The organism is Georgenia soli, assembly GCF_002563695.1.
In the GTDB taxonomy this organism is placed as follows: Bacteria; Actinomycetota; Actinomycetes; order Actinomycetales; family Actinomycetaceae; genus Georgenia; species Georgenia soli.
In genome coordinates, this window is record NZ_PDJI01000004.1 from 3625479 (window position 1) to 3648457 (window position 22979).

At 73.0% G+C, this 22979-nt stretch carries 21 protein-coding genes and 1 pseudogene; 10 read left to right on the forward strand and 12 right to left on the reverse strand.

Annotated elements, in window-relative coordinates:
- Positions 1-36: 36 nt before the first annotated feature.
- Together ATJ97_RS17765 and ATJ97_RS17770 are read right to left on the reverse strand one after the other, a co-directional pair.
- Positions 37-1434, reverse strand: coding sequence for a flavin-containing monooxygenase (locus tag ATJ97_RS17765; protein WP_098484882.1), 1398 nt, complete (start codon positions 1432-1434; stop codon positions 37-39).
- 317 nt (positions 1435-1751) lie between these two features.
- The gene (locus ATJ97_RS17770) at positions 1752-3047 is read right to left on the reverse strand and encodes an MFS transporter (protein ID WP_098484883.1); all 1296 of its coding nucleotides are present in this window, start codon (positions 3045-3047) and stop codon (positions 1752-1754) included.
- Between the two features lie 224 nt (positions 3048-3271).
- Here ATJ97_RS17770 and ATJ97_RS17775 point away from each other — a divergent pair, with 224 nt between their 5' ends.
- The 3 genes from ATJ97_RS17775 to ATJ97_RS17785 all read left to right on the forward strand — a co-directional run bounded on the left by ATJ97_RS17775 (position 3272) and on the right by ATJ97_RS17785 (position 6151).
- Positions 3272-4681 (forward strand): APC family permease, encoded by a 1410-nt coding sequence (locus tag ATJ97_RS17775; RefSeq protein WP_245862703.1) that lies wholly within the window; start codon positions 3272-3274, stop codon positions 4679-4681.
- On the forward strand, positions 4678-5694 hold the full coding sequence (locus tag ATJ97_RS17780) for an acetamidase/formamidase family protein (RefSeq protein ID WP_098484884.1): 1017 nt from the start codon (positions 4678-4680) through the stop codon (positions 5692-5694). Before ATJ97_RS17775 ends, ATJ97_RS17780 begins: the two co-directional genes overlap by 4 nt.
- 61 nt (positions 5695-5755) lie before the next feature.
- A complete protein-coding gene (locus ATJ97_RS17785; RefSeq protein WP_098484885.1) occupies positions 5756-6151 on the forward strand; it encodes a rhodanese-like domain-containing protein in 396 nt (131 codons plus the stop codon).
- A gap of 57 nt (positions 6152-6208) precedes the next feature.
- Here ATJ97_RS17785 and ATJ97_RS17790 read toward each other — a convergent pair whose 3' ends face one another.
- Genes ATJ97_RS17790 through ATJ97_RS17800 form a run of 3 tightly spaced genes read right to left on the reverse strand, consistent with a single transcriptional unit; the run spans position 6209 to position 9501 of the window.
- Positions 6209-7645 carry an MFS transporter gene (locus ATJ97_RS17790; RefSeq protein ID WP_245862705.1) on the reverse strand — a complete coding sequence of 479 codons (1437 nt, stop codon included), beginning with the start codon at positions 7643-7645 and terminating at the stop codon, positions 6209-6211.
- A 45-nt stretch (positions 7646-7690) separates the two neighbouring features.
- A complete protein-coding gene (locus ATJ97_RS17795; RefSeq protein ID WP_098484887.1) occupies positions 7691-8098 on the reverse strand; it encodes a TIGR03668 family PPOX class F420-dependent oxidoreductase in 408 nt (135 codons plus the stop codon).
- Positions 8099-8157: 59 nt separating this feature from the next.
- Positions 8158-9501, reverse strand: a complete 1344-nt coding sequence (locus tag ATJ97_RS17800) for an MFS transporter (RefSeq protein ID WP_098484888.1) — start codon at positions 9499-9501, stop codon at positions 8158-8160.
- A gap of 53 nt (positions 9502-9554) precedes the next feature.
- Between ATJ97_RS17800 and ATJ97_RS17805 the strand changes: the two genes are divergently transcribed.
- Complete coding sequence (locus ATJ97_RS17805; RefSeq protein WP_098484889.1) at positions 9555-10100, forward strand: DUF1697 domain-containing protein; 546 nt, start codon at positions 9555-9557, stop codon at positions 10098-10100.
- A 186-nt stretch (positions 10101-10286) separates the two neighbouring features.
- Here the strand turns inward: ATJ97_RS17805 and ATJ97_RS17810 are convergent, their stop codons facing one another.
- Together ATJ97_RS17810 and ATJ97_RS17815 are read right to left on the reverse strand one after the other, a co-directional pair.
- The gene (locus ATJ97_RS17810) at positions 10287-11387 is read right to left on the reverse strand and encodes a flavin-containing monooxygenase (protein WP_098484890.1); all 1101 of its coding nucleotides are present in this window, start codon (positions 11385-11387) and stop codon (positions 10287-10289) included.
- 112 nt (positions 11388-11499) lie between these two features.
- The gene (locus tag ATJ97_RS17815) at positions 11500-13104 is read right to left on the reverse strand and encodes a LuxR family transcriptional regulator (RefSeq protein WP_098484891.1); all 1605 of its coding nucleotides are present in this window, start codon (positions 13102-13104) and stop codon (positions 11500-11502) included.
- 144 nt (positions 13105-13248) lie between these two features.
- On the opposite strand from ATJ97_RS17815, the gene ATJ97_RS17820 reads away from it, so the two are divergent.
- Positions 13249-13755 (forward strand): HNH endonuclease, encoded by a 507-nt coding sequence (locus tag ATJ97_RS17820; RefSeq protein WP_143427071.1) that lies wholly within the window; start codon positions 13249-13251, stop codon positions 13753-13755.
- Between the two features lie 122 nt (positions 13756-13877).
- A complete protein-coding gene (locus ATJ97_RS17825) occupies positions 13878-14441 on the forward strand; it encodes a hypothetical protein (protein WP_098484893.1) in 564 nt (187 codons plus the stop codon).
- Positions 14442-14481: 40 nt separating this feature from the next.
- Here ATJ97_RS17825 and ATJ97_RS17830 read toward each other — a convergent pair whose 3' ends face one another.
- On the reverse strand, positions 14482-15255 hold the full coding sequence (locus ATJ97_RS17830) for a DUF6544 family protein (protein WP_098484894.1): 774 nt from the start codon (positions 15253-15255) through the stop codon (positions 14482-14484).
- A 245-nt stretch (positions 15256-15500) separates the two neighbouring features.
- Between ATJ97_RS17830 and ATJ97_RS17835 the strand changes: the two genes are divergently transcribed.
- Entirely contained in the window at positions 15501-15770 is a 270-nt protein-coding gene (locus ATJ97_RS17835; protein ID WP_098484895.1) for a hypothetical protein, read from the forward strand.
- A gap of 198 nt (positions 15771-15968) precedes the next feature.
- On the opposite strand, the gene ATJ97_RS17840 is transcribed toward ATJ97_RS17835, so the two are convergent.
- The gene (locus ATJ97_RS17840) at positions 15969-16862 is read right to left on the reverse strand and encodes an SDR family oxidoreductase (protein WP_098484896.1); all 894 of its coding nucleotides are present in this window, start codon (positions 16860-16862) and stop codon (positions 15969-15971) included.
- A 244-nt stretch (positions 16863-17106) separates the two neighbouring features.
- Here ATJ97_RS17840 and ATJ97_RS17845 point away from each other — a divergent pair, with 244 nt between their 5' ends.
- Positions 17107-17418: a DUF1905 domain-containing protein gene (locus ATJ97_RS17845; protein WP_098484897.1), complete on the forward strand. Its 312-nt coding sequence runs from the start codon at positions 17107-17109 to the stop codon at positions 17416-17418.
- 12 nt (positions 17419-17430) lie between these two features.
- On the forward strand, positions 17431-18480 hold the full coding sequence (locus ATJ97_RS17850) for an LLM class flavin-dependent oxidoreductase (RefSeq protein ID WP_098484898.1): 1050 nt from the start codon (positions 17431-17433) through the stop codon (positions 18478-18480).
- A 76-nt stretch (positions 18481-18556) separates the two neighbouring features.
- Here ATJ97_RS17850 and ATJ97_RS17855 read toward each other — a convergent pair.
- The 3 genes and pseudogenes from ATJ97_RS17855 to ATJ97_RS17865 form a co-directional block, all read right to left on the reverse strand.
- Positions 18557-18979, reverse strand: a pseudogene (locus ATJ97_RS17855) (VOC family protein); the annotation flags it as partial.
- 95 nt (positions 18980-19074) lie between these two features.
- On the reverse strand, positions 19075-19734 hold the full coding sequence (locus ATJ97_RS17860; protein ID WP_211287276.1) for a response regulator: 660 nt from the start codon (positions 19732-19734) through the stop codon (positions 19075-19077).
- Positions 19731-20930 (reverse strand): sensor histidine kinase, encoded by a 1200-nt coding sequence (locus ATJ97_RS17865; protein WP_098484899.1) that lies wholly within the window; start codon positions 20928-20930, stop codon positions 19731-19733. Before ATJ97_RS17865 ends, ATJ97_RS17860 begins: the two co-directional genes overlap by 4 nt.
- Positions 20931-21001: 71 nt before the next feature.
- On the opposite strand from ATJ97_RS17865, the gene ATJ97_RS20615 reads away from it, so the two are divergent.
- Positions 21002-22792, forward strand: a complete 1791-nt coding sequence (locus ATJ97_RS20615; RefSeq protein WP_098484900.1) for a histidine kinase — start codon at positions 21002-21004, stop codon at positions 22790-22792.
- Positions 22793-22979: the final 187 nt, after the last annotated feature.

Below are 22979 nucleotides of genomic sequence, written 5' to 3' on the forward strand. Positions count from 1 at the left end.
CCCGGGTGCGTGGCCGTCGTCGTCGGATCTGCCGGCTCAGCCCGGCACGCCGGCACGCCCGCGCACCATCTCCTCGACCTCGGTCGCCTCCGGGGTGGAGAGGTAGCGCTCGAGGGAGTCGTCCAGCTCGTTGAGCCACGTGGTGTGGTGCTCGGCCGCCATGGTGCCCGTCATGACGGACCGGTGCGGCTTGTCGCGGTAGGTGAGGATGTTGTTCTTCTTGTCGGCCTTCCACTCGAGGAAGATGCGCACCACCTCGTCGAGGTCGAACATCGGGTAGTCCGTGGCCGTGATGAGGTCCCTGATGTAGTCGGCCTGGAACCGCACCTCGTCCGCGTCGCCGTCGAGGGCCTGGAAGCGGGTGCGCCAGGACCGCATGTGGGCGGCCCGTTGCTCGGCGGACGGCAGCTCGGCGCGGCCCATGATGAGGTCCCGGACGTACCAGGCCTGGGCGTCGAACATGTTGAAGGTGAACCACTGGTCCTGGGCGCCCAGGTAGAACAGCTTCGGGTTCTTCTGCCACACCACGCCGCGGTACAGGCCACCGGGGTAGATGTTGTTGCGGGAGTGCAGGGCGAGGTCCGACGGCAGGAACGGGTACTTGTGCAGGTAGCCGGTGCACATGATGACCGCGTCGAACTCGCGGGTCTGGCCGTCGGAGAAGTGCACCGTCTCGCCGTCGAAGTGGTCCACGATCGGCAGCTCCTCCATGCCCTCGGGCCAGTCGTAGCCCATGGGCGCGGTGCGGTAGCTCATCGTGACCGCGCGGGCGCCCATCTTGAAGGCCTGCACCCCGATGTCCTCGGCGGAGTACGAGGCGCCGATCAGCAGCACGCGCTTGTCCGCCAGCTTCTCGGCACCGCGGAAGTCGTGGGCGTGGTGCAGGGTGCCCGGGAAGGTCTCGATGCCCTTGAAGTCCGGGACGTTCGGGTAGGAGAAGTGGCCGGTGGCGACGATGACCCGGTCGAACTCGGAGGAGGAGGTGGTCTGTGACTTCAGGTTCTCCACGGTCACCGTGAAGTTGTCCTCCTCGCGGTTGTACTCGACCCAGCGCACGGCGGTCGAGAACTGGACCTTGTCCTTGACGTTGGACCTACGGACGCGGCCGTCGATGTAGTCCCACAGCGCCGCACGCGGCGGGTAGGAGGAGACCGGCCGGCCGAAGTGCTGGTCGAAGGTGTACTCGGCGAACTCCAGGGCCTCCTTCGGGGCGTTCGACCACAGGTTGCGGTACATGGACGAGTGCACCGGCTCGCCGTGCCGGTCGATGCCGCTGCGCCAGTTGTAGTTCCACTGCCCGCCCCAGTCGTCCTGCTTCTCGTAGCAGACGATGTCGGGGATCTGGGCCCCCGCCTGCTGCGCGGACGTGAACGCCCGCAGTGCCGCCATGCCGCTCGGGCCGGCTCCGATGATCGCAATTCGCTGCTTGGACACAGCTTCCCTTCCGGCCGCTCCCGGCCTACTCGTCCGGCGACGGGTCAGGTGGAGCGAACCTTCGCGGGCGCCCTGCGCCACCGCGTCAACACCTGGCCTCACGTCCGCCCAGAACGGACCTCGCGCGCACGATCTTTCGTGGCGGGTCCCTGGGCGCGGCGCCCGGGCGGGCGCCGACCAAGCGCTGACATTAGCAAACTCTTGCCATTGCATGGTTTTTGTGGCCCGCTATGGAAAGTGGAGCCCTCACAGCGCTCAGCAGGAAATCGGCGTGGAGCGCAGAAAGCGATCGGTCCCAGGTGGTGCCCGCGCCGTTCTCAGTCGCCCGAGCGGGGCGTCCCCTGTGGTTCGCCGTGCCGCGCCTCCCGGAACGGGGAGGCGGCCAGGCCCGCGGCGACGACGGCGAAGCCCGCCGCGCCCGCCCAGAGGACGGGGCGGTAGCCGACGGCGTCCGCGAGCACCCCGCCGAGCGGGGCGCCGACGACGATCATCGCCCTGTTCACGGACCGCCTGGTCGCGTTCGTCCGCCCCTGGAAGGCGTCGGGCGTGACGGCCTGCCAGTAGCCCATCTCGTTCGCGTTCTCCAGCCCCATCGCGAACCCGTGCAGCAGCTGGCCGGCCCCGAGCACCGCTACGGCAACCCAGACGCCCGCGCCGTCGGGCGTGAGCGCGATCAGGATCCAGGCGAGGGGCATCGCCGCCCGGCTCGCGACGACCGTGCGCCCGGCGCCCCAGCGAAGACCGGCCCGGGTGGAGAAGAGGCTGCCGCCCAGCGCACCGACGCCCCCGGCGGCGAGCGTGATGCTGAGCCCGAAGGCGTCGAGCCCGAGACCGAGCAGGGCGAACGGGACGAACGCGGTGGCCAGCATGCTGTTGCACAGGAACCACCCGTGCGTGCTGAGGGCCAGCGGGGCGAGGGTGCGGTGACCGTAGACCCAGCGCAGCCCGTCGGCGATCTCGCTGCGGAGCCGCCGCCGCGCGCCGTCCGCAGCGGAGGCGACCGTCTCGCTCACCTTCAGCCGCGCGACCATCACGGCCGAGAACAGGAACGTGAGCGCGTCGGCGAGCACGGCCACGGGCGCGCCGAGCGCGGTGACCAGGCCGCCCGCGAGCAGCGGGCCGGACGTCTGGGCCACGGCCCCGCTCTGGTCCAGCCGGGCGTTGGCCGCCAGCAGCGCGGACCGCGGCACCAGCCGCGGGAGGAAGGACTGGGAGGCGGCGTCGTGCAGCAGCGACAGCGCGCCGAACGCGGCGACGACCACCAGCAGCACCGGCAGGCTCAGCACGTCCAGCAGCCACAGCGCCGGGATCAGCCCCAGCAGGACCGCGCGGCCGAGGTCGGTGACCACCAGCACCGGCCTGCGGCGCCGACGGTCCAGCAGCGCGCCGACCACCAGGCCGAGGGCGAGGTAGGGCAGCCAGCGGGTGGCGTTGAGCAGCCCGACGTCCGTCGCCGTCCCGCCGAGCGTGACCACCACCAGCACCTGCAGGGCCAGGACGGTGACATGGTTGCCGAGCTCCGAGACGGAGGCCGCCGCCCAGAACGCCGCGAACCCGGGGAGCCGGAAGACGTCGCGGCTCCGGGCGCCGTCGTCGTCGGTATCGGACGTCACCCGGCCATCATGCCGACCCGGACGTCCGGTCGGAAGGAGATATGCCCTCGCCGGGACGACCGTCGGGACCCCCACGCGGCGCGACGACGTGCTCGTTCCCGAGCCCCGCGGCGTCGCCGTCGGACGCGTGCGGACAAAGCTCCGTACAGGGTGCGCGATGCCCGACGGAGTGCTTACCTTTTCGCCGTTGGGCACTTCCTGCGACGCAGCGGAAGGAGCGCGCCGTGAGCGAACCGGCAGAGATCCAGCGCCCCGTTCGGGACGACAGCCTCGAGCAGTTCGGCTACAAGCAGGAGCTGCAACGCTCCCTGACCTTCGCCGACCTCCTCATCTACGGCCTCATCTTCATGGTGCCGATCGCCCCCTTCGGCATCTTCGGCAGCGTCTACCAGGGCTCCGGCGGCATGGTGGCGCTCACCTACGTCATCGGCATGGTGGCGATGATGTTCACCGCCAACTCCTACGCCCAGATGGCGCACGCCTTCCCCATGGCCGGCTCGGTGTACACCTACGCCGGGCGCGGCATCCGGCCGTGGGTCGGCTTCCTCGCCGGCTGGGTCATCATGCTCGACTACGTCCTGGTCCCGGGGCTGCTCTACCTGGTCGCGTCCGTGGCGATGAACTCGATCGTGCCCGCCGTCCCGGTGTGGGTGTGGATCGTCCTGTTCATCGTCCTCAACACGGTCGTGAACTACATGGGCATCGAGATGACCGCGCGGGTCAACAAGATCATGCTGATCGGCGAGCTGATCGTGCTGGCGATCTTCATCGGCATCGGGCTGGCCGCGGTCGCGCAGGGCGGGGGCAACGGCTTCAGCTTCACCGCGTTCTACAACCCCGAGACGTTCCACTGGACCGTCATCCTCGGCGCCGTCTCCATCGCCGTCCTCTCGTTCCTCGGCTTCGACGGGATCTCCATGCTCGCCGAGGAGAACAAGCAGTCCTCCCGCCAGATCGGCCGCGCCATGGTCGCCGCGCTGCTGCTGGCCGGCGCCCTGTTCATCGCCCAGACGTGGGTGGCGTCCATGCTCGTGCCCAACTCCGCCACCCTCCTGGCCGAGGGTGACCCGGCCGGGACGGCGTTCTACGACGCCGCCGCCGTCGCCGGCGGCGCGTGGCTCTCCGGCCTGACCGCGCTGGCGACGGCGATCGCCTGGGGCTTCGCGAACTCCCTCGCCGCCCAGGCCGCGACCTCCCGGCTGCTCTTCGCGATGGCCCGCGACGGCGAGCTGCCGCGCTTCCTCGCCAAGGTCCACCCCAAGCACCGGGTCCCGGTCAACGCCACGTTCGTCGCCGCCGCCGTGTCCCTGGCACTCGGGCTCTACATGTCCTCGCGCGCCGACGGGATCCCGCTGCTCTCCACGCTGGTGAACTTCGGCGCGATGACGGCCTTCCTGGTCCTCCACGCCGCCGTCGTGAACCACTTCGTCGTGCGCAACCGGTCCACGGACTACCTGCGCCACCTGGTGATGCCGATCATCGGGTTCGCGATCCTGCTGTTCGTCGTCATCAACGCCTCCATCGCGGCGCAGACCCTCGGGCTGACCTGGGCCGCGATCGGCGTCGTCATCCTTCTCATCCTCAAGGTGACCAAGCGCGAGCCGGAGCTCGCGGGAATGGAGCATCAGCCGTGACCGAGGTCTTCCCGCTGCACCCCGAGCCGGACCAGTACTCCTTCACCTTCGGCGGCAAGGAGCCGCTGCTGACGGTCCCGCCCGGCTCCGTCGTCGAGCTGAGCACCGAGGACTGCTACGGCGGGGCCGTGCGCTCGGTGGACGACCTGCCCTCGGTCGTGTGCAAGTTCCCGTTCCTCAACCCGGTCACCGGTCCGATCGCCGTCGACGGCGCCGAGCCGGGCGACATCCTCGCGGTCCACCTGGCCGAGGTACGGCCCCGCCGCGACTGGGCGGTCTCGTCGACGTTCCCGCACTTCGGTGCGCTCACCACCACGCACACGACGGCGATGCTCCACGACGCCCTCGAGGAGCGGGTGTGGATGTACGAGCTCGACGTCGAGGCGGGGACGTGCCGGTTCTCGGCGCGGAACTCCGACTACGTCGTCGACCTGCCGCTCGACCCCTTCCACGGCACCATCGGCGTGGCCCCCGACGCGTTCGAGCGGATCGTCACCGTGACGCCGTCGTTCCACGGCGGCAACATGGACACCCCCGAGACGCGTGCGGGGTCGACCGTGTACTTCCCCGTCTTCGTCGACGGCGCCCACCTCTCCCTCGGCGACGGGCACGGACGCCAGGGGGAGGGGGAGGTCTGCGGGACCGCGGTCGAGGCGGCCATGGCGACGACGATCGTCGTCGACGTCATCAAGGGCTCCGACCCGATCGCGACGCCACGCATCGAGGACGACCGGTTCATCATGACCACCGGGTCCGTGAAGCCGCTGGAGGACGCGTTCCGCCTCAGCCAGACCGAGCTGGTGCGGTGGACGCAGAGCCTGACCGGCATGGACGCCCTCGACGCCTACCAGCTGGTCAGCCAGGCGGGGCTGTCGCCGGCCGGGAACGTCGTGGACACCAACTACACGATGGTCGCGAAGCTGCCCAAGACCGTGCTGCACGGCGCGTCCGTGTACGACGACGTCCACGACCGGCTCAGGCGCACCGGCGAGGAGCACCTGCGCACCCGGTAGGCCGACGGGACAACGGGGCCGCCGTCTCGCTCTGCGCCGGGCGAGGCGGGATGCTGGGCGGGTGGGTATCGAGGACGTGCTCGCCGCGGCGCGAGCGGGCATCCGGCGGCTGGAGCCGGCGGAGGTGGTGGCGGCGGTCGAGGCCGGGGCGCTGCTGGTCGACGCCCGCACCGAGGCCCAGCGGCGCGAGCAGGGCGAGCTGCCCGGTGCCCTGGTGATCGACCGGACCGTGCTCGAGTGGCGCCTGGACCCGGCGTGCCCGTGGCGCATCCCCGAGGCCACCAGCTATGACCTGCACGTGGTGGTGGTCTGCCGGCACGGGTACAGCTCGAGCCTGGCGGCCGCGTCCCTGCGCGCGGTCGGCCTGCACCGGGCCACCGACATGATCGGCGGGGTCGAGGCGTGGCGGGCCGCCGGCCTGCCGATGAGTCAGGGGCCGGCCGACGTGCGCAGGTGAGACGGCGACCCGCCGGCCGCCGTCGTCGTCGCACGGCGGAACTCTCGCCGACGGGCGTCACGCCGCCGGGGTCGCGCTCACCCTCGGCATGGCGAGCACGGCCGCGGCGGTGAGGACGGCGGCCACGACGGCGGCGATGAACACCACGCCCGTCGCCTCGGCGATGGCCTCCGGCCCGTGGTTGCCGAGCCGGGTGTAGACCGCGTTGGAGAGGGCGCCGAACACGGCGACGCCGAACGCGCTGCCGACCGAGCGGGAGAACATGTTCGTCCCGGTCACGACCCCGCGCTCGGCCCACTCCACGCTCGACTGCGCCGCGACGATGCTCGGGGTCGAGGTCAGCCCGAGACCGAGGCCGACGACGAAGCACGCCGCCGCCACGCCGAGCAGGGCGGGGAACAGGGTGACGACCAGGGCGAGGAGGACCGTGCCGGCGACGACGAGCGCGACACCGATGAGGTTGGTCGCCCGGAAGCCCAGCCGCAGGTAGATGCGCCCGGCCTGCGAGGCGGCGATCGGCCAGCCGATGGTGAGAGCGGCGAGGGCGAGGCCGGCGACGACCGGCTCGGCGCCCAGCACGCTCTCCAGGTACGTCGGGACGTAGGAGGTGAGCCCGAGGAGGATGGCGCCGACGCCGAACGCGATGAGCGTCGTCGTCAGCAGGAGGCGCCGGGTGAGGACGAATCCGGGCAGGACCGGCTCTGCGGCCCGTCGCTCGACGAGGACGAAGAGGACGAGCAGCACGGCGCCGGCAGCGACCATGCCGACGCCGACCGGCGAGTCCCACGCCCACGTGTGCCCGCCCTCGAGCAGCGCGAGCATGAGCAGGCTCAGCGCCACGGTGAGAAGGAACGAGCCGAGGACGTCGACCTTGTGCCGCTGCCGGTGGACCGACTCGTGGAAGGACCGGGCGAGCATCCAGGCCGCGAGCAGGCACACCGGGACGTTGACGAAGAAGATGGCACGCCACAGGCCCAACGACGCGAAGACCCCGCCGAGCGTGGGGCCGAGGACGGAGGAGACCGCCCAGACGCTCGCGAGGTAGCCCTGGACCCTCGCCCGCTCGGCCACCGTGTAGATGTCCCCGGCGATCGTGATCGCCATCGGCTGCACCGCCCCGGCCCCGAGGCCCTGCACGAGGCGGGCGACGATGAGCACCGGCATGCTCCACGCGAACCCGCACAGGACGGACCCGAGGAGGAACAGCCCGATCCCGACGAGGACGACCGGCTTGCGCCCGACCATGTCGGAGACCTTGGCGTAGACGGGCACGGTGACGGCCTGCGCGAGCAGGTAGCTGGAGAACAGCCAAGGGAAGGACGTGAACCCGCCGATGTCCGCCACGATCGAGGGCACCGCCGTCGCGACGATCGTCGCGTCGATGGCGATGAGTGCCGTGGTCAGCATGAGGGCGATCAGGACGGGGCCCCGCTCGGAGCGGAAGCCGACGTCGGGCACGGCGTGGGGCGTCATCGAGTCTTCGGCACTGGGCATCGTCCCGGTCTGGCGGTCTGGTCACGGCTGGTCAGGAGAGGCACCCTACGCGGCCCAGCTCCGCAGACGCGTCAGCTCGATCCGGACGAGCGGCCCGGCCGGCGGCGTCGCGTACTGCGCGTACTTCGCCGTGAGCGCGGCCAGGGCGGTGCGGACGTCCGGCGAGCCGTCGACCTCCACGACGCCGGCGACGCCGTCCGCGCGGACCCACCACAGGGTTGACCAGTCCTCGTCGTAGTGGTCCACGAGCAGGCTGACGGCGGGGTGTGCGGCGATGTTCGCGAGGCGTTGCAGCGCCCGGGTCGACTTCGGCTTGTCGTCGACGGCGGTCCACACCACGTCCCCGACGAGCGCGAAGGTCACCGGCACCAGATGGGGGCTGCCGTCGGGCCGCACCGTGGCGAGCCGGGCGACCCGGGCCGCGGCGAGGCGCTCGCGTGCGCCGTCGTCCATGAGCCCACGTTACGACGGCGCCCGCGCCCCCTCGCCGCGCCGTCCGGAGCCGCGGTGCCTCACCGCGACGGACGCGCCCCCGCCGGGGCGGGAGCCCGGCGCAGCGTGGTCACCAGCAGCACCAGCGCCACCGCCTGGCTGATCGCGACGACCACCACCAGCGCCGGCAGCGACACCTCGTACAGCCAGCCGACGACGCCGCCGCCCACCACGGCGAGCGCCCCCTGGATCCCCGCGAAGACCCCGTAGGCGGTGGCGCGCCGCGGGGCGTCCACCAGCTCCGCGACGAGCGCCTTGACGGTGGAGTCCTGCACCCCGAACGCGAAGCCCCAGACCACCACGCCGACGAGCACCGCGGCCAGCGCGGAGGAGAGGGCCAGCGCGGGCACGAGCGCCACCAGCACGGGGACGACGTAGAGCACGCGGGAGCCGAGCCGGTCGTACGCGGAGCCGACGGCCAGCGCGGCGAGCGCCTCGACGGCCATGGCGCCGGCGTAGATCAAGGGGACGGTCGCCACCGGGACCAGCCCGTCCGTGGTCAGGTGGAAGGAGATGACGCCGAAGGTCACCAGGCCGCCGGTGGTCAGGCTCGCCGCGGCGGCGTAGCGGAAGAACTCGGGCGGCAGCCCGGCCCCCACCGACTCCGCCAGCCAGGCGCGGAGCCCGCGCGGTGCCGGGTCCGGCGGATCCGTCGTCGCGCCGTCCGGTGCGTCGTAGCCCGGCGGGTGGGCCGGTCCGGCTGCGGACGACGGCGGCTCCTGGCCGGGCGCCCCGGCCGATCCGGGGCGTGCCGAGCCGTCGTACACGGACGGGTCCGGCACCCGCGCGCGCAGCACCGCGAGCAGGACCATCGCCGCCGCCCCCGGCACCGCCAGGACCAGGAACGCGGGCCAGAGCGCGCCGGAGACGGCGATGACCCCGGCCACCACCAGCGGCCCCGCGAACGCCCCCACCTGGTCCATCGCCTTGTGCACCCCGAACCCGCGACCCCGCCCCACCCCGGTGGCGACGTGCGCGAGGAGGGCCGACTTCGACGGGCTGCGGACCGCCTTGCCGGAGCGCTCGAGCAGGATCAGCACGATCCCGACGGCGAGGCCGGCCCCGCCGAGGAAGGGCGTCACGGCGAGCAGGGGCACGCACACCGCCGTCATGGCGTAGCCGAGGATCGTCAGCGCCCAGTACCGGCCGGTTCGGTCAGCGAGCGGCCCGAACACGAACCGCAGCACCAGCGCCATCGCCTCGCCCGCACCGGTGACCAGGCCGACCACGAGCGCGCTCGCCCCCAGGGCGGCGAGCAGCGGGCCGTACATCGAGCGGGCACCCTCGTAGACCATGTCCGCGGCGAGGCTCACCCCGCCGAACATGATCACCACCCGCCAGGGCGTCCAGGTGCGGGCAGACATGTCGGCACCCTAACCCTGGTCGGAGCGGTCGGCCCGGTGCCACGGTGGACCCCATGTACCGGTACGCGGCACTGCTGCGCGGGATCGCGCCGAGCCTGCCGAACATGACCAACGACAAGCTGCGCGGGGTGTTCGAGGGGCTCGGCCTCGACGGCGTGGGCTCGGTGCTGGCGAGCGGCAACATCGTGTTCCGCAGCGCGGAGTCCGACGTGCCCGCCCTCGAGGTGCGGATCCAGCGGGCGCTCGCGGACGAGCTCGGCATCCCCGGGGGGACGATCCTGCGTGAGCTCGCCGAGCTGCGCACCCTCCTGGACAGCGACCCGTTCCCGGGCCTGACACACGGCCGCGGCACGTACCTGACCGCGACCTTCCTCAAGGACGGCGCCGTGGCGGCGGTGGAGCTGCCGGAGCAGCCGGACCCGCTCACCCGGGTCGTCGGGTACGACGCGGCGGCACGCGTGTTCCTCGCCGTCATCGACAACAGCGACCCGGGGAGGACACCGGACTTCATGAGCTGGCTCGACAAGACCTACGGCAAGAACATCACCACCCGGACGTGGCTGACGGTCCAGCGGATCGTCAGGAAGCTGGAGAGCTGACCACGGCGGTCGGGCGCCGCCGTCGTCCCGCTCGCCGGCGGTGGACGAGGCCGAACGGCCGCGTGCCACCGACTCTGGATGCGGGTGGACGTCGCTCTGTAAGTCGAGCAGCGGCGAATCAGTCAGCCGAGGCGGACCAACTCTGCGCAGGAACACTTACAGGTTCCGTTTGCGCGGTCCCCTCTGCTACCGGCCCCGGAGAGCCTCGGCCGCCGCGGCGGCACCGGTGCGGGTGCGCCGGCGCAGGATGTCCGCGACCACCAGCTCCGCGTCGTGCGGGACGCCGACCACGTTGTGCGAGCCGAAGCGGTACTGGAACAGCTGGCCCAGCACGTACAGCCCCGGCTGCCCGACGACGGCGCCCCGGTCGTTCTCGAGGAACCCGCCCGCGTCCAGGCCGGGCAGGTCGATCCAGTCGTGGCCGGGGCGGAACCCGGTCGCCCACACGACGTTGGCGACGTCCAGCCTCTCGCCGTCGGCGGTCTGCGGCAGCCCGCCGACCACTCCGGTGACCCGCGGTGCGCGGCGGACGCCGGCGGCGTCGAGATCCTGCGGCTTGACGCGGATGAGCGGGCCGCTGTGCCCGGAGAGCATCTTCGCTCGCGCCCTCCGCCCGGGCGGGGTGTTCTGCGTGAGGACGTGCGTCCACGCGAACGTCAGCAGCGGGAAGACCACGTGCATGGCCGGCGACTCGATGCGCATCGGCAGATGCCCGGGGTGGCGGCCGGCGAGCACGACCGCGTGGGTCGGCGCGAGGTCGAGAGCGATGTCCGCCCCCGAGTTTCCGGCGCCGACGACGGCGACCGGGCCAGGCTGCAGCTGCGCCGGGTTGCGGTAGTCGCCGGAGTGCAGCTGGACGATCGTGGGGGAGAGGTCGCCGGCGAAGGACGGCACGTTCGGCACGCGCTCGGCGCCGGTGGCGAGGATGACGTACTCAGCCTCGAACACCGCGGGCCCGGCGGTGACCGTGTACGCATCACCCTCGCGGAAGAGCCCGTCCACATGGACGCCCGTGCGGACGTCCATGTCGAAGCGCTCCGCGTACGCGGTGAGGTAGGCGGCCATCCGCGCGCCGCTGGGGAAGCGTTCGTCCTGCGGGAACGGCATGCCGGGCAGACCGTCGCCGGTGGCCGGCGTGAACAGCCGCATGCTGTCCCAGCGGTGGTTCCAGGATCCGCCGACCCGCTCGTCCGCCTCGAGGATTGTGAACGGCAGCCCGTGGCGGCCCAGGTGGTAGCCGGCGGCAAGCCCTGCCTGGCCGGCCCCGACGACGATCGTGCGGTTCATGATCGGCTCCTTCGTCTTGTTCCGACGAAGGTGACGCTACGGAGCGGCGGGGGTGGCCCGCGTCGGTGAGATCACCCATTTCGCCCTGCCCCCGGCGTGGGTACCGAGCCGCTCAGACCAGGTGCCACTCGCCGGCCCGGGCGGTCGCCGCCGAGCGGCTGGCGACGCCGAGCTTGCTGAGGATGTTGCTGACGTGCCGGTCCACGGTCCGCTCCGAGAGGTAGAGCTCGGCGGCGATGGCCCGGTTCGTGGCCCCGGTCGCGACGAGCCGGAGCACCTCGACCTCGCGCGCGCTGAGCGTCTGCCGGGCGTGGTGGTCCAGCGCGTCGAGGTCCGGCCGGGCGCCGAGCCGCTCGAAGATCTCGCGGGCGGTGCGCTCCTCACGGGCCGCGGACTCGGTGTCGCCCAGCGCCCGGCACGCCGCCTCGAGCAGGCGCCGGGCGCGGGCCTCCTCGTAGGGTGCGCCGACCCGCAGCCACGTCTCGAGCGCGGTGCGGACCGGCTCGCCCGCCCGCTCGGGGTGCCCCGTGCCGACCGCGAGGCGGGCCCGCGCCTGGGCGGCGACGGCGCGAACGACGTCGCTGTCCTGCCGGCCGGCGAGCGTGTCCAGCTCGGTCGCTGCCGCGGTGGCGCCGGCCTCGTCCCCGACGGCGAGGAGGACCTCGACCGCCGCGGCCAGCACCGCGACCCGGCGATCGGGTTCTGCCGTCTCGGTGAGGGAGCGCCGCACCATCGCCGCGGCCGCCTGCGTGCTGCCGCGTGCCAGACGGAGGAGGGCGAGACCAGGCTGGGGCTCCTGGCCCAGCCGGGCCGCGGTCGCGAAGGACCGCTCGGCGTCCTCCCACCTGCCCTGCAGGCGCTCCAGGTCGCCGCGCACGTAGATCGCGAGGGCGGCAGACTGCCGGTCGACGTCGTCCTCCATGCCCCCGAGCTCGGCCATGGCCTCGCCCCACTCACCGTGCAGCAGACGCAGCTCGGCGCGGCGCACGCGGCACTCGCCGACGAAGCTGCCCAGCTCCGGCTGGGCGGCGCACCAGCCGGTGAGGGCGTCGGTCCACTCGTGGGCGCGGCCGATGTCGTAGACGCTCCAGCAGCCGGCGATCACGCCGCAGTACACGATGCCCGTCACCATCGGCGTGGCATGGTCTGCCGTGACGACGACCATCGCCTCATCAAGGAGCGCCCGTCCCTTGTCGAGGCGCCCCGCCCGGAGGTGGAGGAGCCCGGCCTGGTGGAGCGCGAGGGCGGTGAGGTCGGCGTCGTCGCAGCGCTGGGCCGCCTCCACCGCCTCGTCGGCGATACGGGCGGCGGCGTCGAGATCGCCAGCCGCCTCGGCCCGGAACGAGCTGGCGAAGCTGAGATATCCCCGCAGGCGGTCGTCCTGCTTCACGGTCGCCGCGAGTCGGAAGGCTCGCTGCATCCACCCGGTGCCCTGGGCGATCTCGCCCTCGTGCAGGTGCTGGGCGCCGATCCAGAAGGCGCTCGTCGCGGCAGCGACCGGGTCTCCGGTATCGAGCTCGCGGTGGTACGCCAGCTCTCGAACGGCGAAGAAGTCGTCCAGGCGGTGCAGCAGGTGCGCGCACTCGGCCATGAGGCCGAGATCCTCCGGCCCCAGCGGGGCGGCGCTCTCGGCCGCCTGGAAGGCGTCGAACGCCGTGAGCCAGCGCCGGTCGGCGTGCGCCGCCCGGGCCTGCCCGAGGAGCTCGTCGCGGCCCACGGGGCCAGTATCCGCCGGGCCGGTCCGGAGCGGGAGGGTCCGCCGTCGGACCTGCCTCGGTCGTGCCGTCGGACCCGCCGCGGCGGCATCGTCGGACCGACCTCGCGGCAGCGGAGCCGACGGCGACCGCACATGATGGAGCACGTGCCATCCGCGTCCGACCCGATCGTCCTGTCCGACTACGTCACCTCGCTCCCCATCGAGCTCGTCCCGGGACCGTGCTGGGAGTTCAACCTCCGTCTTCTCCTGCCGCCGGAGGGGTGGGAGATGTGCAAGCGGTTCGTGCGCCGTCGTTCTGGCGACCGGTGCGAGGTCTGCGGCGGCCGCGGGAGCAGGTGGCCGGTGGAGTGCCACGAGGTGTGGGGCTACGACGACGACCGGCACGTCCAGCACCTGCGCGGCCTGGTGGCCCTGTGCCCGGACTGCCACGCCGCCAAGCACCCCGGCTTCGCCGGCACCCAGGGCAGGCTCGAGCAGACCCTGAACCACTACGCCCGCGTCAACGGGGTCAGCACGGCGCAGGCCCGCCGCGACTACAACGCCGCCATGGCCCAGTTCGAGGAGCGGTCCCGCCACGACTGGGAGCTCGACATCTCCTGGCTCGCCGGGTCGGGAGTCTTCGGCCCGGCGGCGGACAACCGCAGGCTGTAGGGCAGGGGGCCGACGTCACCCAAGGTGACGCCACTGCTGCGCGAGCGGCGCCGCAGCAGTCCCTGTTGCAGCCGACCGGCGGACGGGAGAGCGTGGGGAGGACCCCGAGCGAAGGAGGAGACATGGCGGACCGCACGGCCGCGGAGATCATCTCGAGCTGGCCCGAGGAGTCGCGCGAGGCGGCGAAGCTCGTCGTCGAGAAGTACGGCGAGCCGCAGGAGGCCACGGAGTCGTACCTCATCTGGCTAGGGCCGGGCCCGTGGAAGCGCATGGTGGCCTCCAAGGACTTCGACGAGCACCGTTTCCCCGCCCCGCACAACGACTCCGTGGAGTCGGTGCTCGAGTACCGGGTGCCGCCGGAGAAGGTCTCCGAGCTCGCGCGCTTCGACGGCAGCGTCGTGGTGGACCGGACCCAGGGCGAGGTGTCGGCCCGCTGCCACGACGAGGAGGCCAACAACCTCGCGCTGAACCTCATGCACGACATCGTCACCGGCGCCAGGACCGTCGAGGAGGCCCGGGCCTACTACGCCGAGGAGTTCGCGGGCTACCGACGCGGCGACCCGACGCCGTACATGGACAAGCTCCAGTTCGACCCCGTGCCGGACGCGGCCGACCCTGACGAGCGCGTCCTCTCCGACGAGGAGCTGGAGCAGGCGCAGCAGGAGGGCGAGCAGAAGAAGGGGTAACAGCCGCTTCGGCGTTGCGCTGGAAGCGGCGGTCCGCGGGTCAGCGGTGGGTGACGGCGTCGACCATCAGCTGGATGAATGCGCCCTCACCGGCGTAGTCATCGCCGTACCCCGCCACCACCCGGGTCGGCACGGTGAACCCGCCGAAGGTGCCCTCGGCCAGCGTCCGCGCGCCGAAGGTGTGCCACCGCCACGGCCCGCCGTCCACCTGGGCCCAGCGCCGCGTGGTGCCCCCGGGCAGGGCGCCGTCGCCGGCGACGAGCAACGTGCACTCGTGGACCTCGCCGCCCACGGGCACGAGCGCCACCACCTCGGTGTCCGATACCTCGCGCCACCGCACCGACGGGTCCAGCGCGGTGGCCGGGGACCAGCAGATCTCGCTCGCGGCGCGGGCGGCCGCGCTGCGCGCCAGGTCGGCGCCGCTCGCCCGGACCACGGGGACCAGCCCGAGCAGCCGGTGCGTCATCTCGGCGCTCTCGCCGTGGAGGCGGTCCACCCCGACCATCGGCACGCCGAACAGGCTGGTGCTGACGGGCCAGACGTAGCCGCGCAGCGGGTCCAGCGCCTGACGCGAACGGAACGCCCACCACCGGCCGCCCAGGCGCAGCTGGCCGTGCTGGCGCATCTCGACCCGACGGCGCAGCGGCGTCCCGGGGGCGACGGCGTGGTCGAGCCACCGCCTCGCGGCGGCCGGCAGTGCCGCACCCATGGCGGAGTCGTACGGCTCAGGGTCCGGGGTGGGGGAGAGGAGGTCCTCCCAGTCCGACCGGGCGGCCGCAGGGACGGCCGGGGACCTTCGGGTCGCCGTCGTCATCGTTGGCTCCGCTCGTCGGGTTTCTCCACTCTGCTCCTGCCGTGGGCGGACGCGACGGACGAACGTCCTCGCGACCGGATGAGCACAGCCGGTGGCGTGCCGCCACGGTGGCACATGGGCCTCCGCCTCCACGTCCGGTGTGACCTATCTCCGCCTCCGCGACTGGCGGACGGACGTGCTCTCGTCGATCGTTGTCGGATATACCGGAGGAACAGAACCCCGCCTGACGCCGAAGGACCTGAAGGATGACCGACCCCACCGCCGCCATGCACGTCCACACGACACCCGACGGTCACCACTACCTGGTCGACGGCCCGGAGGAGACCTGCCCGGCGGCGGAGCACGTCAAGGTCGGCGCCGACGACCGCGGCCGGACCTCCGGGACCGCACGGGTCGCCGGACGCAGGCGGGCCCCGGCAGTCGTCGAGATCGCCACCATCGCGCTGGTGACCTACGCCGCCGTCCTGGGGCTGATCCGCATCGGCTCGGCCGTGCTGGGCGACGGCAAGAAGTAGGGCGCTGACCCCGCAACCACAACCGCCTCGTTCGCCCGCCGGCAGGCCCACCACCGTGCCGACAACGCCCTAAGTGCCCGTCTTTCAACCCAGAAGGGCATTTAGGGCGTTCCCGGCGTAGGGCACACGGGCACTCGGCGTAGGGCGCACGGGCACTCGGCGTAGGGCGCACGGGCACGGGACTCGGCGTAGCGGCGCTCAGCGGCGCAGGCGCTCCACCGCCGCCCGGAACAGCATCCGCCCCAACGCCGCGGGGCTGTGCCGGACACCGTCCTCGTACGGGCCCTCGCCCCGCAGCACGGCATCGGTCCCGCCGTCGACGAAGAGCACCTGCCCGGTCATGAAGGCGTTCTCCTCCGCCAACGTCCAGGCGATCGCGCTCGTGACCGCGCGGACCGGTCCCGCCGTGCCGAGCGGCTGGGGCAGCGCGAGCGCGACGTACTGCGCCTGGACCGCCGAACCAGCTGGGGCCTCGCCGGAGGCTGGGGACTCGACGACCCCCGGGGCGACCGCGTTCAGCGTGATGCCGGCGCCGGCCCACCGGGCCTCCGCCGCCTGACGGCGTACCCAGCGGTTCAGCGCGATCTTTGTCGAGCGGTAGACGACGCTGCCGCGGCCCTGCACGACGGCGGCCCCGGCGGCCGCCCTCGCCGACGCTTCCTCGCCGGCGAGGCAGGCGTCGACGATCTCGAGGTCGCCCGCCGAGAGCGCCGCGGCGGAGGTGACCACGGTGGCGCGCGGCGCGGGCCTGCGGGCGAGGAGGGGACGGAGCCCGTCGAGTACCGTGATCGTGCCGAAGTAGTTGACGGCGACGCTGGGAGGCCCCGGCTCGTCGACCTCGGCGACCAGGGCGGCGCCGTCGAGACCGTCGGCAGCGAGCCGCTCGACCGCAGCCACCAGGGAGGCCCGTCCGCGTGCGGTCGACAGGTCGGCGCGCACGTCGACCGCGTCGCCCCGGCCGCAGGTGATCACCCGGTCCCCGGCCGAGCGGAGCAGCACGACGAGATCGGCGCCGATCGGTGTCTCGGCGCCGGTGACGACGAGCGTTCGAGGGCGCGCGGCGGAGGCGGGCGGGGCGGTGTGGTCGGTCACCGTCCCACCTTCTCACTCCTTCTCCGCCGTCGTCCTGGCAGCCGGGAGCACAAGCGGGACCCGGGCGGCAGGTCCTCGTGGACCGGGCGCCGGTGGGGGCGGCGTCAGCGCCGCGAGCTCCGCTCCCGCGTCTGCGCACCGCTCCGACCGGGGCGCGCATCGCGGCGACTCAGCTGGACGTGATGCCTCGTCCTCGCCCGGGAAACCGGTTGACCCGTCGACGAGGCCCCAGGAGCATGCCGACGTGAGCTACGAGTTCGAGGCCGACCTGTGGGAGTGGGAGGCGCGGCGCACGGACAGCTGGACGTTCGTGTCCGTCCCCGTGGACATCGCCGACGAGGTGCTCGAGCTGACCGCCCCGTTCGCCCGCGGCTTCGGGTCCGTGCGCGTGGAGGTCACCGTCGGATCGACGTCGTGGCGGACGTCCATCTTCCCGGACGGCAAGAGGCGCACCTACGTGCTGCCCGTCAAGAAGGCCGTGCGGCGGGCGGAGCAGCTTCAGACCGGGGACACCGCCCGGGTCCGACTCAGGCTGCTCGACGTCGGCGGGGACTGACAGGATGCTGGAATGAGCGTCGACGGCGAGACCCACCGCAAGCGCATCGGCTTCCTCTCCTTCGGCCACTGGCAGCCGGTGCCCGGCTCCCAGACCCGTACGGCGGCCGACGCGCTGCTGCAGACGGTTGAGCTTGCCGTCGCGGCGGAGGAGCTCGGCATCGACGGCGCGTACGTGCGGGTGCACCACTTCGCCCGCCAGCTCGCGTCCCCGTTCCCGCTGCTCTCGGCCATCGGCGCGCGCACCACCCGTATCGAGATCGGCACGGGCGTCATCGACATGCGCTACGAGAACCCGCTCTACATGGCCGAGGAGGCCGCGGCCGCGGACCTCATCAGCGGCGGCCGCCTCCAGCTCGGGGTGAGCCGTGGGTCGCCCGAGACCGCCCTGCGCGGGTACGAGTCCTTCGGCTACGTGCCGGGTGAGGGGCGCACCGACGCCGACATGGCGCGCGGGCACACCGAAATCTTTCGGGCCGCGATCGCCGGCGCCGGGGTGGCGCGTGCCGACCCCCGGCGGACCGGCACCGACGCACCGCTGGCGGTCCAGCCGCTCTCGCCGGGCCTGCCGGACCGGATCTGGTGGGGCTCGGGAACCCGCGCCACCGCCCGGTGGACGGCGGAGCAGGGGATGAACCTCATGAGCTCGACGCTGCTCAGCGAGGACACGGGCGTGCCGTTCGACGAGCTGCAGGCGGAGCAGATCGAGGTCTACCGCCGGGCGTGGCGGGAGGCCGGCTGGGAGCGCGAGCCGCGCGTCTCGGTCAGCCGCAGCGTCATCCCGATCACCACCGACCTGGACCGCGCCTACTTCGGCGACCGCGACGACGAGCGGCACGACCAGGTCGGCATGCTCGAGGGCGTCCGTGCCCGCTTCGGGAAGAGCTACACGGGCGAGCCCGACGTCATCGCCGAGGAGCTGAGCAAGGACGCCGCCGTGCTGGCCGCCGACACCGTGCTCCTCACCGTGCCGAACCAGCTGGGCGTGGCCTACAACGCGCACCTGCTGGAGAGCATCGCCCGGCACGTGGCCCCGGCGTTCGGGTGGTCACCGGCCGGCTGACGCGAGTTCCGGGATCGGGGCGGAGGCGCCCCCAGGCACGGTGCTCACCGGCCCCGCCCGCGCAGGCGACGGCCTGTCAGTCGAGGTCGAACTCGTTGCCCTCGACGTCCTGCATGAGGATGCAGGACTCGTTCTCCTCGTCGGCCTCGAGCACGCGCACGCGTACCGCGCCCAGCGAGACCAGTCGTTCGGACTCGGCCAGGAGGGTGGCGAGGCGCTCCTCGCCCACGAGCCCGGTGCCGACCCGGACGTCGAGATGCACCCGGTTCTTGACGACCTTGCCCTCAGGGACACGCTGGAAGTACAGCCGCGGCCCCACCCCCGAGGGATCGTGGCAGGCGAACCATGACCCCCGCTGCTCGGCAGGGAGCGTCCGTTCGTAGTCGGCCCAGGTGCCGAATCCCTCCGGCGGTGGCGGGACGACGTACCCCAGCACCTCGCACCAGAAACGCGCGAGGCGTTCCGGTTCCGCGCAGTCGAACGTGACCTGGACCTGCTGACCGACGTCATCGAGGCACCGTAGCGGCGACCGCGGTCACGCGTGAACCCTATTTGCCTCCGGGATCGGCCCTTTCACGTCGCCGGCTGTGCCCGTCAGCTCGGCGCCACCAGCCGCGACTCGTAGGCCAGCACGACGGCCTGGACGCGGTCGCGCAGGCCCAGCTTGGCCAGGACGTTGCTGACGTGGGTCTTCACGGTGGTCTCGCTGACCACGAGGTGCGCGGCGATCTCGGCGTTGGACATGCCCTTCGCGACCAGCAGCAGCACCTCGTGCTCGCGCTCGGTGAGGTCGGAGAAGTCGGGCGCCACTGTCGGGGCGGTCGCCGTCGGCAGCTGCTCGGCGAACCGGTCCAGCAGCCGGCGGGTGACGCTGGGCGCCACGATCGCCTCACCGCGGTGCACGACGCGGACCGCCTCGACAAGGTCGTCCGCAGGGACGTCCTTGAGCAGGAAGCCCGAGGCACCGGCGCGCAGCGCCTCCACCACGTACTCGTCGTGGTCGAAGGTCGTCAGCACGAGCACCTTCGGCACCGGCCCGGCGGCGGTGAGCCGCCGCGTCGCCTCGATGCCGTCCATGTTGGGCATCCGGATGTCCATCAGCACGACGTCCGGCTGCAGCGCGCGTACCTGCGACAGCGCGACCGCGCCGTCGGCGGCCTCGCCGACGACCGTCAGGTCGGGCTCGCACTCCAGGACCATCGAGAACCCGGTCCGCAGGAGCGGCTGGTCGTCCACGAGCAGCACCTTGATCACATTCGACTCCTACCTGAAGCGGCGTCCGCGGCCGGGATGGCAGCGGTCACGACGAATCCTCCACCCCGGCGCGGGCCCGCGGTGAGCTTCCCGCCGTAGGACTCCACCCGTTCCGTCAGCGAGAGCATCCCGGTCGCAGGCCCGGCCTCCTCGGCACGCCAGCTCGGCGCCCCCCGTCCGTCGTCGCTCACGCTGACCTCGACGTGCGCGTCGGTCCGGCGCAGCGTGACGACGACGCGCGCCGGCCCCGCGTGCTGCGTCGCGTTGCGCAGCGCCTCCTCGACCACCCGGTAGACCGTCAGGCCGGCCCCGGGAGGGACCGGGGAGTCGAAGCCCGACATCTGGAGCTCGACGTCCAGACCGCCCCGGCGCGCGTCGTCGACCAGCTTGTCGATCTGGTCCATGCCCGGCTGCGGCCGGGTGTCGGCCGGGGCGGCGTCGCCGAGCAGCCCGAGCACGCGGCGCACCTCGTCGATCGCGGTCCGGCCGAGCCCCTCCACCTGGGCGAGTGCCGCGTCGGCGGCCTGGGGGTCGCGCGCCAGGAGACGCCGGGCCGCCGTCGCCTGGACGGTCATGGCCATCACGCTGTGGCCGACGACGTCCTGGATCTCACGGGCGACGGCGCCGCGGGCCTCGACGAGCGACGCCCGCGCCTGCGACTCCCGCGCCTGCAACAGAGCGGCGTTGCGCTCCTCCAGCCCGCGCACGTACCGACGTCGGGTGTAGGACCAGGCGCCCGCGCCCCAGAACAGGGCGGAGGCCAGCACGTTGACGGCCACGTCGACCGGCGCGACGTCCGGCACCGGCGCCAGCGCGAGCGCGAACCCGAGAACGACCAGCGTGGCGAGGCCCACCGGGACGCTGGTCCGGCGGGGCCGCAGCGCAGCGACGGAGTAGAGGCAGAACAGGGCGCCGAGACCGCCGTTGACCTGCGCGTACCCCAGGCCGAACACCGTCAGGGAGGCCAGCAGCGTCACGGCCAGCGTGGCGATCGGGGCCGCCGTGCGGACGATCACCGGCAGGCCGCTGAGGAGGACGAGGACGACGCCGAGCAGGTCGGGGGCGTGCTGGCCGGCCTGGGTGCCGGCGAGCGAGACGAGCCCCACCAGCGTCACGAACGCGGCGAGGAGCGCGTCGATCAGCACCGGCGACTGCCCCAGCCACCGGCGGCAGCGCTCCCACAGCTCCTGACGCACACCAGAACCTTATGAAGACCGCGCAGCCCGAAACCTCATCCTGAAGGAGGATCCGTCGCTAGCATCCAGCTGTGGTCCACGGGGTCTCCGCCGAACCGCCGCCGCGAACCCTCGAACGGGCCCGCCCACCGGCGAGTCACGAGGTGCTGCGCTCGCTCGGGATCGACGTCCTCGTCGACATCATTGAGAAGAGCTCCTACGGCGTCTGCATCACCGGCGACGAGCACACCTGGCTCTACCTGAACCCGGCGGGCGCCCGCCTCGTGGGCAGGTCCTTCGAGGAGCTCTACGGCGAGGACTACCTGCTCTCGTTCGCACCGCACGAGCGTGACGCGCTGCTCGCGCTGGAGATCGACCAGCGCGACGGCGACACCGGTTTCTACACCAACACGGTCGTGCGCGACGACGGCACGGAGCGCGAGATGACCTGGTCGGGGACGGCGGTGCGCACGCCCCTCGGCGAGGTGGCCCCGGCGATCTTCCACGACACCAGCCGCATCCGCCGCGCCCAGCGCGAGGCGTCCGCGCTGGCCGACGCGGCGGCCCGCCTGGCCGAGGGGAGCGACCCCCGGGGGATCATCAACGCCCTCGCGCAGGCGGCCGTGGCCACCACCCGGGCCTTCGTGTGCCTCGTCCTGGCCGCGTCCGACGCGATCACGGGTGACGGTCTCGGGCCGCTGCGGATCATCGGGCACAGCGACGACGGCGAGACCTGGGGGCCCGCGCTCGTCGCCGCGGTCGAGGGGCTGGCGCTGCCGCTGACGGAGTTCCCCGAACGGCACCTGCTCACCGGGCGTCGACCCGTGCTGCTCGCCGACCACCGACGGCGGCTGCTCGCCGACCCGGCGACGGCGGCACTGGTCGGCGGCACCGACGTGCCGTGGGAGGGCTCCGCCCTCGTGCCGCTGCGCGCGGACGGGCGCCTCGTCGGCGTCCTCGTGGCCCTGCTGCCGCCGGAGGTGACGTCGCCCAGCGAGGAGGAGACCGAGTTCTGGGCGTCGCTCGCCGACCAGGCCAGCGCGGCGCTGACCTCGGCCAGGCTCAGGTCGCAGGCCGAGACGACCGCCGCGGCCGCGGAGCGCCTGCGCATCGGCCGGGACCTGCACGACTCCGTCAGCCACGCGCTCTTCGTGCTGCGGCAGCGCGCCGAGATCATCGAGAAGGCGCTGGACACGGGCAACGAGGCGCTGCTGCAGGCCGCGGCCGCCAGCCTCAAGGACGTCTCCCAGCAGGCGATCACCGACATGCGCGCCCTCCTGGCGGAGCTGAGGCCGACCACCACGGCGGGCCGGGACCTCGTCGCGGACCTGCGGAAGCTCGCGGGCGAGGTGTGGCAGCGCCACGGCCTCGAGGTCGACGTCGACGTGGACCCCGTCGCGCAGACGTACGCGGCCTCGCTGGAGAGCCGCACCTGCGAGCACCTGGAGCGGGTCGCGGGCGAGGCGCTGCACAACGCCGCCAAGCACGCGCGGGCGGCGCGGGCGACGATCTCGCTCACCCTCGCCGGGAGCGGTGCCGGGGAGAGTGGCGGTGAAGGCGCCCATACCGGGGCGGGCGGTGTCGCTGCCGGGGGGAGTGCCGGTGCCGGGGGGAGTGCCGGTGCCGGGACGAGTGGCGGTGCCGGGACGAGTGGCGGTGCCGGGACGAGTGGCGGTGCCGGGACGAGTGGCGGTGTCGGGCCCGGCGAGCTCATGCTGTCCGTGCGTGACGACGGCCGCGGCGGCGCACCCACCACGGGCGCCGCGGGCGGGCACGGCCTGCGCACCATGCGCGAACGGATGACCCTGTGCGGCGGCAGCCTCACGGTCACCTCCGAACCGGGCGCGGGCACCGAGGTCACCGCGTACCTGCCGCTCCCGTAGGTCACACCACGGTCGCTTCTCGCACACCTCTGCCGTCCGTAAGTCGTCCTCCGGAGATTTAGTGTGCGTGGGCCGACTTCATCTCCGGAGGGTCACTGACGGGTCGACTGACGCAGCCGGACCCGGTGCTCGCCGGCCCGTGCACCCGGTCGCCGGCGCGCTCAGCGCTGGTGCGGCGGGAGCGGGA